General features: G+C 44.5%; 12 protein-coding genes and 2 tRNA genes. 8 read left to right on the top strand and 6 right to left on the bottom strand.

Annotation, left to right across the window (positions count from 1 at the left end; translation table 11 throughout):
- Positions 1 to 5 precede the first annotated feature (5 nt).
- On the bottom strand, positions 6 to 1910 hold the full coding sequence (gene gyrB / locus MMAH_RS04300) for a DNA topoisomerase (ATP-hydrolyzing) subunit B (RefSeq protein WP_013037316.1): 1905 nt from the start codon (positions 1908 to 1910) through the stop codon (positions 6 to 8).
- A gap of 253 nt (positions 1911 to 2163) precedes the next feature.
- On the opposite strand from gyrB, the gene aspS reads away from it, so the two are divergent.
- Positions 2164 to 3495 carry an aspartate--tRNA(Asn) ligase gene (gene aspS / locus MMAH_RS04295; protein ID WP_013037315.1) on the top strand — a complete coding sequence of 444 codons (1332 nt, stop codon included), beginning with the start codon at positions 2164 to 2166 and terminating at the stop codon, positions 3493 to 3495.
- A gap of 11 nt (positions 3496 to 3506) precedes the next feature.
- Entirely contained in the window at positions 3507 to 4199 is a 693-nt protein-coding gene (rpiA, locus tag MMAH_RS04290) for a ribose-5-phosphate isomerase RpiA (protein ID WP_013037314.1), read from the top strand.
- Here the strand turns inward: rpiA and MMAH_RS04285 are convergent, their stop codons facing one another.
- From MMAH_RS04285 to MMAH_RS04270, 4 genes are all read right to left on the bottom strand, one after another.
- Positions 4200 to 5519, bottom strand: coding sequence for a signal recognition particle protein Srp54 (locus MMAH_RS04285; RefSeq protein WP_013037313.1), 1320 nt, complete (start codon positions 5517 to 5519; stop codon positions 4200 to 4202). It abuts the gene before it with no gap.
- An 86-nt stretch (positions 5520 to 5605) separates the two neighbouring features.
- Positions 5606 to 6457, bottom strand: a complete 852-nt coding sequence (locus MMAH_RS04280; protein WP_013037312.1) for an EamA family transporter — start codon at positions 6455 to 6457, stop codon at positions 5606 to 5608.
- Between the two features lie 105 nt (positions 6458 to 6562).
- A tRNA-Met gene (locus MMAH_RS04275) sits at positions 6563 to 6637 on the bottom strand.
- Between the two features lie 63 nt (positions 6638 to 6700).
- Positions 6701 to 6775: transfer RNA gene (locus MMAH_RS04270), tRNA-Met, on the bottom strand.
- A 134-nt stretch (positions 6776 to 6909) separates the two neighbouring features.
- Between MMAH_RS04270 and MMAH_RS04265 the strand changes: the two genes are divergently transcribed.
- From MMAH_RS04265 to MMAH_RS04250, 4 genes are all read left to right on the top strand, one after another.
- Positions 6910 to 7608, top strand: a complete 699-nt coding sequence (locus tag MMAH_RS04265; RefSeq protein ID WP_013037311.1) for a phosphoribosyltransferase — start codon at positions 6910 to 6912, stop codon at positions 7606 to 7608.
- 15 nt (positions 7609 to 7623) lie between these two features.
- Entirely contained in the window at positions 7624 to 8484 is an 861-nt protein-coding gene (gene mtnP / locus MMAH_RS04260) for an S-methyl-5'-thioadenosine phosphorylase (RefSeq protein ID WP_013037310.1), read from the top strand.
- 61 nt (positions 8485 to 8545) lie between these two features.
- Positions 8546 to 8974 carry a Zn-ribbon domain-containing protein gene (locus MMAH_RS04255; protein WP_013037309.1) on the top strand — a complete coding sequence of 143 codons (429 nt, stop codon included), beginning with the start codon at positions 8546 to 8548 and terminating at the stop codon, positions 8972 to 8974.
- Between the two features lie 27 nt (positions 8975 to 9001).
- The gene (locus tag MMAH_RS04250; protein WP_157198695.1) at positions 9002 to 9763 is read left to right on the top strand and encodes a heparan-alpha-glucosaminide N-acetyltransferase; all 762 of its coding nucleotides are present in this window, start codon (positions 9002 to 9004) and stop codon (positions 9761 to 9763) included.
- Here the strand turns inward: MMAH_RS04250 and dinB are convergent.
- Positions 9724 to 10848, bottom strand: a complete 1125-nt coding sequence (dinB, locus tag MMAH_RS04245; protein ID WP_342626789.1) for a DNA polymerase IV — start codon at positions 10846 to 10848, stop codon at positions 9724 to 9726. The two genes, MMAH_RS04250 and dinB, sit on opposite strands and share 40 nt — an antisense overlap.
- Before the next feature lie 139 nt (positions 10849 to 10987).
- Between dinB and MMAH_RS04240 the strand changes: the two genes are divergently transcribed.
- Positions 10988 to 12040 carry a M42 family metallopeptidase gene (locus MMAH_RS04240; protein WP_013037306.1) on the top strand — a complete coding sequence of 351 codons (1053 nt, stop codon included), beginning with the start codon at positions 10988 to 10990 and terminating at the stop codon, positions 12038 to 12040.
- Between the two features lie 198 nt (positions 12041 to 12238).
- Positions 12239 to 13720 carry a (R)-citramalate synthase gene (locus tag MMAH_RS04235; protein WP_083774832.1) on the top strand — a complete coding sequence of 494 codons (1482 nt, stop codon included), beginning with the start codon at positions 12239 to 12241 and terminating at the stop codon, positions 13718 to 13720.
- Positions 13721 to 13725 lie beyond the last annotated feature (5 nt).

Here is a 13725-nt window from a genome sequence, read left to right as displayed (position 1 = left end):
CCACCTCACACATCCAGGTTGATAACATCCTTTGCATGCTCCTGTATGAATTTACGTCTGGGAGCAACTTCATCTCCCATCAGAACGGAAAACATCTCATCAGCCGCGACCGCATCCTCCATTGTAACCTGCAAAATAGTGCGTGTCTGAGGATTCATGGTTGTTTCCCACAGTTGATCAGGATTCATTTCACCAAGACCCTTGTAGCGCTGTATGCTTACACCCTTTTCGCCAATCTCCTCAATTATTCTGTCCTTTTCCCTCTCAGTATAGGCAAATCTTTGGTTTTTACCTTTCTTTATACTGTAGAGTGGTGGTTGTGCGATGTATACATAGCCTGCGTCTATCAAAGGGGTCATGTAGCGGAAAAAGAAGGTAAGCATAAGAGTGCGTATATGTGCACCATCCACATCGGCATCAGTCATGATCACAACTTTGTGATAGCGAGCCTTTGTGAGGTCATACTCATCCCCAATCCCCGTTCCCATTGCAGTGATCAGGGATAGGATCTCATTATTTTTCAGTATCCTGGCCAAACGGGATTTTTCCACATTCAATATTTTACCCCTGAACGGAAGAATTGCCTGGAAACGCCTGTCACGTCCCATCTTTGCTGAACCACCCGCAGAATCACCTTCCACAAGATAAATTTCAGATACAGAAGGATCTTTTTCAGAACAGTCTGCAAGTTTACCGGGAAGAGTGCTAACTTCCAGTGCACTTTTGCGCCGTGTTAATTCCCGCGCCTTTTTGGCCGCTTCCCTGGCCCTGCGTGCATCCATTGCTTTTTGCAGGATCGCAGAAGCTATTTTGGGATTTTCTTCCATGAACTCCGAGAGACCCTCAGAAACCATGGAATCCACAATACCCTTAAGTTCACTGTTTCCGAGTTTTGTCTTTGTCTGTCCCTCAAATTGAGGGTCCATCAATTTTACACTGATGATCCCTGCCAGACCTTCCCGGATATCATCACCACTGAGTTTGATATCTCCTTTGGCAAGGTTGTTGCTTTTGGCATAATCATTGGCGACCCTGGTCAGGGCTGACTTGAACCCCGCCAGATGAGTACCACCTTCATGAGTGTTGATATTATTTGCAAAGGAATAGACATATTCACCATAACTGTCGGTATACTGCATGGCTATTTCAACACGTGTATCTTCCTTTTCCCTCTCAAAATATATAGGTTGTTCATGCAGTACATTGCGGCTCTTGTTCAAATACTCAACAAAAGAGACGATGCCGCCGTCATATTCAAAAACTTCCTGCAGGGGCTCATCTGACCTCTTATCGGTTATGACAATCTTAATTCCACGATTTAAGAATGCAAGTTCTCTTAACCTTGTGACCAGGGTTTCAAAATTAAAATCTACTGTTTCAAAAATGTCGGTATCCGGTTTGAAGGTCATTGATGTACCGGTACTCTCAGTATCCCCTTTCTCGATAACATCATCAAGAGGTTTTCCTCTTACATAACGCTGGTAGAAAATTTTACCATTCCTGTGAACTTCCACATCGTTCCATTCAGAAAGGGCATTTACAACAGAGACACCTACTCCATGAAGACCACCTGATACCTTGTAGGAACTCTTATCGAATTTACCCCCTGCATGCAGAATGGTCATTACAACTTCAAGTGCCGATTTTTTGTATTTAGAATGTATATCTGTAGGGATTCCCCTGCCGTCGTCCCTGACCGTAACCGATCCATCCCTGTTTATAGAAACGTCAATTGAGGTACAATAGCCTGCAAGGGCCTCATCTATACTGTTATCCACTACTTCATAAACAAGATGGTGTAAACCCCGGCCATCAATGCTTCCGATATACATGCTCGGTCGCTTGCGTACGGCTTCCAGTCCTTCCAACACCTGAATATGAGTCGCATCATAGACATCTCTGTCACTCATCGCGTTCTTTCTCCATGAATCCATTTAAATAATAAATGTAAAAAATAAACAAAAAGAGAACACAAAAACTGTAGCTAGCGTCTCCTATTGAGTTTTGCTCCTTCTATGTGTTCATTTATTAAATAGTTAAGTATAATCTGTTACAGGCCCCTTAAACAGATGGTTAGATATATTTACAGGAATGTTTTTTAAGAGGAAAACCGATAATGACCAGAAATCATATTCACAATATCAATTAAATCAAGGTGGACAAATGTCATTGAAAAATTTAAGGACACATTATACTACACAAATCGACCCCGGTAAAATCGGAGACGACAAGGTTGCTCTTGCAGGTTGGGTACATGAGGTACGTGACCTTGGAGGAATCTGTTTTGTTGTATTAAGGGACAGACAGGGAAGAGCCCAGGTTACCCTTGTGAAGAAGAAAATCGACAGGGAACTGTTCAATTTCGCCAGAAAACTTATCCGGGAATCAGTTATCTCTGTCAGAGGCAGTATCAAGCCGGAAGAAAAAGCCCCTAATGGTTATGAATTGATACCCGACGAGATAGAACTGCTCAATGAAGCAGACTCTCCCCTGCCCCTGGATACCACAGGAAAAGTGGATGCTGAACTCGACACAAGACTGGATTCACGTTTCATAGACCTGAGAAGAAGCAGAACAAATGCCATATTCAGGATAAGACATGAGGTTCTGCATGCTGTCAGGAATTATCTTGCAAATGATGGATTCCTGGAAACTTCAAGTCCCAAGGTTGTAGCCACAGCAACCGAAGGAGGCACTGCCCTTTTCCCGATTACATATTTCGACAGGGAGGCTTTCCTCAACCAGAGCCCACAGCTTTTCAAGCAAATCCTGATGTCCGGTGGGATGGACAGGGTATTTGAGATTGGACCGATTTTCCGTGCAGAAGAACATGACACCCGCCGCCACTTGAACGAAGCTACATCTATTGATATAGAAGCGAGTTTTGTCGACCACTTCGATGTAATGGAAATCCTCGAAAACATGGTGGAATATGTTTACAATCAGGTCATAGAAAACGTACCCGATGCTCTTGAAGTACTCGGAATCGAACTCAAGGTCCCAAAAACCCCATTCCTCAAACTGACGTATCAGGAAGCGATAGATATTGTCAACTCCCATGGTGAAGAGGAATTGAAATGGGGAGACGACCTGTCCACCCTTTCCGAACACACGATCGGGGAACATGTATTCCAGGAAACAGGGGAAGAGCATTATTTTATCATAGACTGGCCAACCGAAATAAAACCGTTCTATGCCATGCCCTACGAGGAAAAACCTGAATTCTCCAAGTCATTTGATATGATGCACAGGACCATGGAACTCTCCTCCGGTGCCCAGCGCATACACGTTCCGGAAATGCTCAAAAACAGGATAGCAGATCAGGGACTTGACCCTGAAGGCTTTGATTTCTATCTCCGCGCTTTCAGTTACGGAATGCCGCCACACTCTGGCTGGGGTTTGGGTTGTGAAAGATTTGTGATGACCATGCTTGGAGTGGAGAACATCCGCGACGTCGTACTGTTCCCCAGAGACCGCAGGCGTCTTTCCCCATAAGAGGCAGGATCATGACAAATAGGAACACAAAAGGTCATCATCCGGGCAAGGAAGCCGCCGGCAGGGCCGCAGCCGAACTTGTGAAGGACGGATCTATCGTGGGGTTGGGTACCGGCTCCACAACTGCTTACGCGATCAAGGCCCTGGGAGAAAAGGTCAAAAAGGGACTGGATATAAGGGCAGTTGTCACATCATACCAGTCGGAAATGCTGGCTATACAGGCAGGCATACCCCTGACAAGCCTGGCTGAAAATCCCGTGCTTGATATTGCAATCGATGGTGCCGATGAAGTCGATTCAAATCTCAATGTGGTAAAGGGAGGCGGAGGTGCTCACTTTCGGGAAAAAGTAGTATCCCTTTCTGCCAACAAATTCATTGTAGTTGTGGATGACTCAAAGATAAGCGATACAATATCAATGGCTATTCCATTGGAAGTCCTGCCATGTGCCCGTGAACTTGTACAGCAACAGGTTGCTCAAATGGGCGGAAAAGCCAGTATACGCCCTGCATCCAGAAAAGATGGGCCTGTTATATCCGATAATGGTAATTTCATTATGGATGCTGCTTTCGGAGAGATCCCAAACCCACAGGAATTTGCAGATAAACTGTCAAACGTTGTCGGAATCGTAGAACACGGAATATTTACCAATACCGATAAGGTGTATATCGGTTACAAAGACGGAAAAATAGAACTGAGGGAATGATTACATTCCCATTTTCTTCATCATTTTCTTCATGTTGAATTTGCCGCCACGCATACCTTTCATGGCGTTTTGCATCTGTTTGTGATATTTCAGCAGCTCACGAACTGTTTCCGGATTAGAACCAGCACCTATGGATATCCTTTTAATGCGGGAACTGCCGATAATGCGTGGATTTGTCATTTCCTCTTCTGTCATTGAATCCATGAGGGTTTTGTACTGTGCCATTTTCTGTCCCGTAACTTCATAATCCTCATCGGAAACTTTCATACCCATACCACCCAGTGGCAACATTTGCATGATCTGCTTCATGGGACCCATCTTGTTCATGGCTTCAAGCTGCTTGTACATGTCCTTGAGGGTAAATTTCCCCTTCATCATGGACTCGACATCGAGTTCATCTTCTGAGAGGGATTCTTCTGCCTTTTCCATCAGGGACCTGAGATCACCCATCCCAAGCAGGCGGGAAATGAACCTATCTGCCTCGAATTTTTCCAGATCTTGTGGTGTTTCACCAACACCGATGAAGGCTATCGAGGAATCGGTTGCAGCAACAGCAGACATAGCACCACCACCTTTTGCGGTACCATCAAGTTTTGAGATTACAACACCGGAAATTCCAACTGAGTCGTTGAATGCTTTTGCCTGTTCGCTTGCCTGTTGACCTATACCGGCATCAAGTACAAGCAATTTATAATCAGGACTGGAAATTGCGTGGATTCTCTCCATCTCATCTATAAGATCGCTTTCAAGAGAGTGGCGACCTGCCGTATCAATGATTTTCACATCATATTTGTCAATTTCAGCAAGTCCCCTTTCGACTATACCCACAGCATCAGGATTGCCTTCTTCACCATAGAATGCCACATTCAGGGATTCACAGAGGGTTTTCAGCTGCTGGTAAGCCCCGGGCCTGAAAGTATCAGCACAGACCACAGCAGGTTTGAGCCCTTTGCGCTGGAAATAACGGGCAAGTTTGGCCGTGGTTGTAGTCTTACCACTACCCTGCAATCCAATCATCATTATTTTCTGGGGCTTTAGCGGGATATCAGTACCTTCGCCCACAATTTTCATCAGTTCCTCATAAACGATGCGTATCACATGTTCCCGGGGATTCATACCCTGGGGCACGTCCTCATCAAGAGCTCGCTCCTTTATGCTCTTGGAAAGCTGCATCACCATCTTGACATTAACATCGGATTGAAGAAGTGCCCTCTGGATATCCTTTACAACATCGTTTACCGTCCGCTCATCAATGCGTCCGGCACCTACGAGTTTTTTGAGGGCATCCTGCAGGGAATTACTGAGTTTGTCCATTACCATAATAGGGATCGTCCTTTTTTAAGTTCTGCTTCAATAGTACTCGATTGTTTTATATAATTATTTTGTGACAAATGGTCAGTATCATATCAAACAGACAATAAAATAACTGAAAACAAAGCCATCAATACTCCCATCCATTGTCTGGAAGATAGATATTCGCCAAGCACTATCCAGGAAAGCAGGACTGTGCCTGCCGGGTAAAGAGCAGATGTAACCGTCGCAATATCCAGCCTTCCCACCTGACTTGCTGCTGTGAAAAAGATACTGCCTGCAGTGTCACCAACACCTGCGATAAGAATAGGCAGAGCCACTTTTCTAGACGGTATGCCTAGATTGCCTTTTGAGAGTAGAAACAATAGCAATATTGCTGCACCTTCAATTTTAGCAACTGCCAGTGTCCAGAAGATTGAGACTCCACTGAAATTGCTAATCGATATGTAAGCCAATCCAAATCCCAGTCCTGCAATAAAGGGGAATTTAAGATCACCCATATTGATTTTTGACATACTGCTGCTGCTTGAGACCAGCCATACACCTACAAGAGCAATGCTAAATCCCAAAAATTTATGGAATGCAGGCACCCCTTCTGTAAAAAGGCTATAAATAACAGGAACAAGAACAGCGACAACTGCAGAAACAGGCGCTACAAGTCCCATTTTTCCCGATGAAAGTCCCTTGTAAAGGGAAAGAATTCCTATATTCCCGAATACACCTACCAGAAGGCCCCATAAATAATCAATTTTTAGAGGAAATGGTTCCGAGGTTATGTGGCCTGTAGTAATAAGCAAGAAGAAACCTATGAACTGGGTTATCATAACAACTATGTAAACACTGGTTTTTCTGGTCGCAATACCGCCACTGAAATCCCCCGTGCCCCAGGACATAGCAGCTGCAAGACCAAAAACTACGACTAACAATTCAGCAGGAAATGGGAACATACTCCCTAAAATGATTCCTGACCCTTAAATTTGACTATATTGGACAATATCTGTAATACTCTTTGAAATTGAAATGAAAGTTAATATGTTCAAAAAAAGAGTGTATAGCGGGGGATGGATTCGAACCATCGGTCTACGGGTTATGAGCCCGTCGGGATCTCCTGGCTACCCCACCCCGCTACGGGTGGATACTTCAACGAACACAATAAAGCAAAAATCAGCCATCTTCAATTAAAAGATGTATAGCGGGGGATGGATTCGAACCATCGGTCTACGGGTTATGAGCCCGTCGGGATCTCCTGGCTACCCCACCCCGCTACGGGTGGCTTATATTGCATTTGTCGCGGAACCTGATAACGGTATTATGGTACATAAAGGTTGTGCATGGAAAAACTACATGAAAAAAGATATAATACAGCACGGTTAACCAACCCATAGCAGGAGGAAAATCAATGGCATTACCTGATAAATTCAAATGTGTTATTACAAACTGGGATTACATCTATAATCTTTGCAGGGATGTTTCTGAAGACGTTAAAAAATCTGGTTATGAACCCGATATCATTATTGCACTGGCCAGAGGTGGCTGGTTTGCCGGTCGCGTGATGTGTGACTTTCTGGGACTGGATGATCTTACAAGTCTCAAGATCGAACACTACACAGGAACTGCCGTTGCAGGAGACGAGCCACTGATACGCTACCCACTGGCAGAAAGTGCCGCTACCGGCAAGAAGGTACTCATCGTGGACGATATAACAGACAGTGGCCAGAGTATGCTTCATGCAAAGGATTATATCCAGAAGCAGGAACCAAAAGAGATCAGGACCGCTACCCTGCAGTATCTCTACAACTCTGTCCTTGAACCCGATTATTGTGGTGAAAGATTGGAGGAATGGGCATGGATAGTCTATCCCTGGAATTTTATCGAGGATATGACTGACATCATTACCGGCACCATGGAGCGCGAAGAAGTCGAATACTGGGACATTCCCGCTCTGAAACATGTCCTTTATAAGCACCATTCAGTGGAATCCATATCTTTTGAAATAGCCCAACCAGGCCGTCTTGTTGAAGTACTAAGGGAAATGGAAAGAAGAGGAATTTTAACTTCCGAAACCACAAAGGGCAAAACATTCTGGAAAAAACTTTGAAAATAAGGTGATAAATTGAAGGGACATGCAGATATTGCGATCATCGGCGGAAGCGGCGTATATGACGTAAGCCTATTTGACAACATCCGCCAGATAGAGGTGGATACACCTTTTGGCAAACCGTCAGACTCGATTACAGTGGGAGATTTTGGCGAAAAGAAAGTCTGTTTTCTACCACGGCATGGTACAGGACACAGGGTATCTCCAACCAACCTGAATTCCAGGGCCAACATCTTTGCCCTGAAAAAACTTGGTGTCAAACAGATAATAGCTGCCTCAGCTGTTGGAAGCCTGAAAGAAGATATAAAGCCTCAGGATATTGTAATCCCTTACCAGATATATGACAGGACAAAAATTCGCCCTTCAACGTTCTTTGATCAGGATATAGTTGTTCACACGGGTTTTGCTGATCCTTTTTGTTCCGGGATGTCAAAATTGCTCCATAAAATTGCAATCGCAAACGGCTACAACAGTCATCCGGAAGGGACCTACGTATGTATCGAAGGACCCCAGTTTTCGACCAGAGCCGAATCAAATGTTTATAGGTCACTGGGTTTTGATATAATAGGAATGACTGCCATACCTGAGGCAAAACTTGCACGGGAAGCCGAAATCTGTTATAGCACCATTGCAACTGTAACCGATTATGATGTATGGCATGAAGAAGATGTGACTATGGAAACTATCATCGCAAATGTAATAAAAAACGAAAAAGCAGTTAGAACTATTATTCATCAGGCACTTGAATCCCTTGATATTGAGCAGGATTGTGAATGCAGGCATGCTCTTGATGGAGCAATAATGACTGATTCTGAAATGATATCTTACGAAACAAAGTACAGACTAAAAGCTCTTATTGGCAAATATAGCGACTAAAATAAGCCATTTACTCGTAAGGGTTAAAAGACAGATATCCAAATAGTAAACCGGTGAACTAATGCCTCACAAATGTACTAAATGTGAGACTGTATTTGAAGACGGGGCCGAAGTTATCCTCAATGGCTGCCCGAACTGTGGATGGAACAAATTTCTCTACGTAAGCAAAGAGTCCGAAAAGGAAACTGATGAAGTAGAGAAAGGTAGTGAAACCACCAAAGAAGTTACTGAGGGAAAAGAAAAGACATCTCCTTCTGAAGAATTCATTCATGATGTTGATGAATTCATAGGGATTGAGCATAAAGAAAGCACCATTATAGAAGATGATGGGGAGAAAGTTGAATCTGTACGTATTATTGGGCCGGGGTCCTATGAGTTGAACCTTGATTCCCTGCTTGAACGCAAGGAAATCATAATGGCAATCAAGGAAAACGGGACCTATGCAGTAGATCTCGCCTCCACATTCCACGGCAAGCGCAAGAAAAAATGATATTATTCCTTTTTCATGGTAAAACCAATGGTACTGCCTGAACAACGTTTCTGGGAAGTTGACCTTTTACGGGGCTGTGCCATTGTCCTCATGATTATATATCATACATTCTATGATCTGGACCTGCTGGGCAATTTCTCTTTCGCAGTTAACCAGGGCAAATTATGGATAATCGGCAGAAGTTCAGCTGTTCTTTTTATATATACTGCAGGGATTGCCCTGAGCCTTAGTTATTCAAGATACCGTTTGAAACATCCCGAAAACAGAAATCCCTGGCACAAATATGTAAAAAGGGGAATTCGGATCTTTCTCTGGGGAAGTCTGATTACTTTAGTCAGCTGGTTTGCGTATCCCTCTATGCCAATCATTTTCGGGATACTGCATTTTCTGGGAATCTCAATAATAGTTGCCTATCCGTTGATTGAAAAGAAAGATGTCAACCTGATTGTCGCAGGAGTTGTAATCTTAATTGGATTTTACCTGAAAACAATAACTGTGACTAATGACTGGTTTTTGTGGCTGGGACTGCATTCCACATCATTCCAGACACTTGATTACTTTCCCCTGTTTCCCTGGTTTGGCCTTGTACTAATAGGAATTGCCACCAGCAACCACCTGTATCCCGTCTATGAAAGAAGATTCAATATACCTGAGATGACAGATATTGCTCCGATACGACTGCTCACTGCAATGGGAAAAAGATCCCTTGCAATGTACCTGTTGCACCAGCCGGCCCTAATCCTGATCCTTTATTTGCTGGGTTTGATCAGGTTTCCATTTTCATTCTGATCCCCTCTTATGAAATCTTCCAGAGTAGTCTGTTGGGAATCAATCTTCATCAGGCTTGACACACCTATCCCGATAAGCCTTACCTTCTTCTTACAGCTGAATTCATTTAACATACGGGTGCCCACCTTGCAGATCACAGAAAGGTCATTGCTGGTTGCCCTGAGAGAAAAAGCCCGTGTGTATGTAGTAAAATCCTCAAAACGTATCTTTAGGTTGACAGTACGAAATACATAACCATGCCTGACCAGCCTGCTGTGTACCTGTTGCGCAAGTCTGTCCATAGTTTCTCTTAAAATTTCTATATCCCCGACATCTTCTTCAAAGGTATCCTCCTTGCTGATGGATTTAACCTCGGTTTTCCCGGCCACTTTACTGTGATAATTACCCAGCGCCATCTGGCGCAATTTAAGGGCGGATTTGCCCAGACGGGATACAAGCAGTTGCACATCGGTACGTGCCATGTCACCAATCGTCCGGATATCCATTTTTCCCAGGATCTCACGGGTACGCCTGCCTACACCGGGAATGGCAGATACTTCCATCGGAAACAGGAATTCCTGTACATTTTCAGGCTTCACAATCGTCAGACCATCGGGCTTTTGGTAATCAGAAGCAATCTTGGCCACAACCTTGTTGGGTGCTACGCCGATAGAACAGTTGAGACCCTCCTCATCATACATCTCTTTCTTTATCCTTAGAGCAAGTTCCTGTGCCTCAGTGTAGTTTATTACAATATCAGTAACATCCAGATATGCTTCATCCACACTTACCTGCTGGAAAACAGAAGTGTAGCGCTGCAGCAGAAGCATTATATTTTCTGAAACTTGCTTATAGAGTGGCATGTTCACCCGCAAAAAGACCGCATCCGGACAAAGCATGTAGGCTTTCGAAATAGGCATTGCCGAATGGATCCCATACTTGCGCGCCTCGTAGGAACATGTACTTACCACACCCCTTCCTTCCCCTTTTTTTGGGTCAGACCCAACCACGACTGGGAGCCCCTTTAGGGATGGTCTTTCGCGAACTTCTACCGAGGAGAAAAAACTATCCATATCAATATGGAAAATTATTCGGGAGGCAGGCATCTGCATATCTTCTGTTGTCCAGAATTAAAATGTTTCCACCAGATATTATGATGCCTATAAATCATCCTTTCATCAAGCACTCAAAACTATTTATCCCGGGAGGACTATTAAACCTGAAAGAATCAAGGAAGGTATACGAATGGAAATAGAAAAACTTCTTGAAGAACTGGCAAACGCCCACGGAATTTCCGGTAATGAAGAAGGAATCCGCAAAATCATGGAAAGGGAAATCAAACCTTATGTCGATACCATAGAAGTAGATAAAATGGGAAATCTCATAGGTACCAAAAAGGGAACAGGTCCGTCCATTATGCTTGCCGCACACATGGATGAGATAGGCCTGATGGTAAAATATGTCGATGAGAATGGATTTCTCCGGTTTGTGACTATAGGTGGATGGTTTGACCAGACTCTGCACAGCCAGCGTGTCATGGTGCACACCAACAAGGGACCAATCCCGGGTGTCATCGGTTCCAAACCCCCTCATGTAATGAAAGATGAGGATAAAAAGAAACCGATAAAGGCAGAAGAAATGTTTGTGGATGTCGGGGCAAAGGACAAGGAAGATGCTGAAAACTTAGGGATTGAAGTTGGTACACCCATTTCTATAGACAGGAACTTCGTGGCATTGCAAAACGGTCTCTACACCTCCAAAGCCTTTGATAACCGGGTTGGAGTGGCCATGGTGATTGACGCCCTGAAACAAATTTCCGAAATGGACATTGATGCCACAATTTATGCTGTGGGAACGGTTCAGGAAGAGGTGGGGCTTAAAGGTGCACGTACATCTGCTTTCGGTCTGAATCCGGATATTGCAATTGCAACAGATGTCACCATCCCCGGTGATCATCCCGGTATAGAAAAGAAGGATTCAGCCCTGGAAGTAGGCAAAGGTCCGGTAATTACTGTGGTTGATGGTGCCGGCAGGGGCCTGATGGCAGACAAGCAGGTTGTCAAATGGCTAAAGGAAACAGCACAGGAGAATGACCTGCCCCACCAGCTCGATGTGGGAGACGGAGGAACTACCGACGCAACGGCAATACACCTGACAAGAGAGGGTGTACCCTCAAGTACTATCAGTGTGGCCGCAAGGTATATTCACTCCCCGGTAGAAGTGATTTCCATTGATGACCTGAAAGCAAGCGCCTCTCTTGTCGCAAAAGCAGCTAAAAATGTAGGGAAGTATTTCTAATACTTCTCCACTTACTTTTTCACATTAAAAACGGCTTATACCATCAATTATTTTAATAATAGAATTCTACTTTTCACAGCATTTCATGCTCTATACCCTTTGTATACATGAAAGCCTGACAGATATGTGGCCAACGCGAACTTATATTTAATATGAACGTGTCACATGGTTGCACAATATTCATAAAAATCGTGAGGGATTGTATTATTCGAAAATGTACGCTTTCTGGATACTACTCTGAGAGACGGTGAACAGACACCCGGTGTAGCACTGACTTGCGAAGAAAAACTCTGGATCGCCCGTAAACTGGACGAAATGGGAGTACACATCATCGAAGCAGGCTCTGCCATCACCTCCGAAGGTGAGAGAAACGCTATAAGAGGCATTACTGCTGAAGGCCTTGATTCTGAAATATGTAGTTATTGCCGTATAATGCAGCGGGATGTAGACTACGCTCTGGAATGTGATGTGGATTCCATCCATCTAGTCGCACCTGTATCAGACCTGCATATCAATGTGAAATTGAAAAAGGACAGGCAAGCAGTCAGGGAAATGTCAACCAGTGTAATTGAATACGCAAAGGATCATGGTCTGATTGTTGAATTCAGTGGGGAAGATGCATCCAGAGCAGATTTTGATTTCCTGAAGAGCCTCTATCAGGACGGAATAGATGCCGGAGCCGACAGGTTATGCTACTGTGATACCGTGGGAATGCTGGTTCCCGAAAAAACAGAGAAGATTTTCAGCGAACTTTCCAGTGCATGCAGTGTACCGGTAAGCATTCACTGTCATGACGATTTCGGACTATCTGTGGCCAATACCATAGCTGCCCTGAAAGCCGGAGCAGGAGAAGCCCATATGACCATAAACGGGATTGGTGAAAGGGCCGGAAATACCTCGCTGGAAGAGGTTGTGATGATCCTGGAATGGCTTTATGATCACAGGACCGGTATAAAATCACAAGAAATTTATAAAACATCCAGACTGGTCAGCCGCTTGACCGGCATACCTGTGGCGATCAACAAATCGCTTGTTGGAGGTAATGCATTTACCCATGAAGCCGGTATCCATGTACACGGACTCCTGGCAGACACTTCGACCTATGAGCCCCTGAAACCTGAAGTGCTGGGCAGGGAAAGAAAGATAGTGCTGGGCAAACACGCCGGCAAAAGCTCAGTAACCCTGGCATTGAAAGAACTGGGACTGGAAGTAGACGATTCCCAGCTCAGGGAGATTCTCGCCCGGGTCAAGGAAATCGGTGACCATGGAAAACATGTCACAGATTCCGATTTGCAGACAATTGCCGATACTGTACTGAATATTTACAGGGAATCCCGGGTCAAACTCAAAGATTTCACTATCGTATCCGGTAATCAGGTAATGCCCACAGCCTCGGTAAGGATAACCGTGGATGGCGAGGAAGTCGTCGAGGCCGATATCGGGGATGGCCCCGTTGATGCAGTCGTAAAAGGAATCCGCAAGGCCGTATCGGGTATCGGTGATATCCAGCTGGAAGAGTATCACGTTGATGCGATTACCGGCGGTACTGATGCTCTGGTGGAAGTGCGTGTTAAACTTTCCAAGGACGGAAAAATTGTTTCCTCCAGGGGTGCCCGTACAGATATAATCACAGCATCCGTTGAGGCTGTGATAAATGCAATAAACCAGCTAATGAATTGAAGTTA

The organism is Methanohalophilus mahii DSM 5219, from assembly GCF_000025865.1.
In the GTDB taxonomy this organism is placed as follows: domain Archaea; phylum Halobacteriota; class Methanosarcinia; order Methanosarcinales; family Methanosarcinaceae; genus Methanohalophilus; species Methanohalophilus mahii.
The sequence above is the reverse complement of the archived record's forward strand: the minus strand, read 5'-3'. Positions and strand labels throughout refer to the sequence as shown.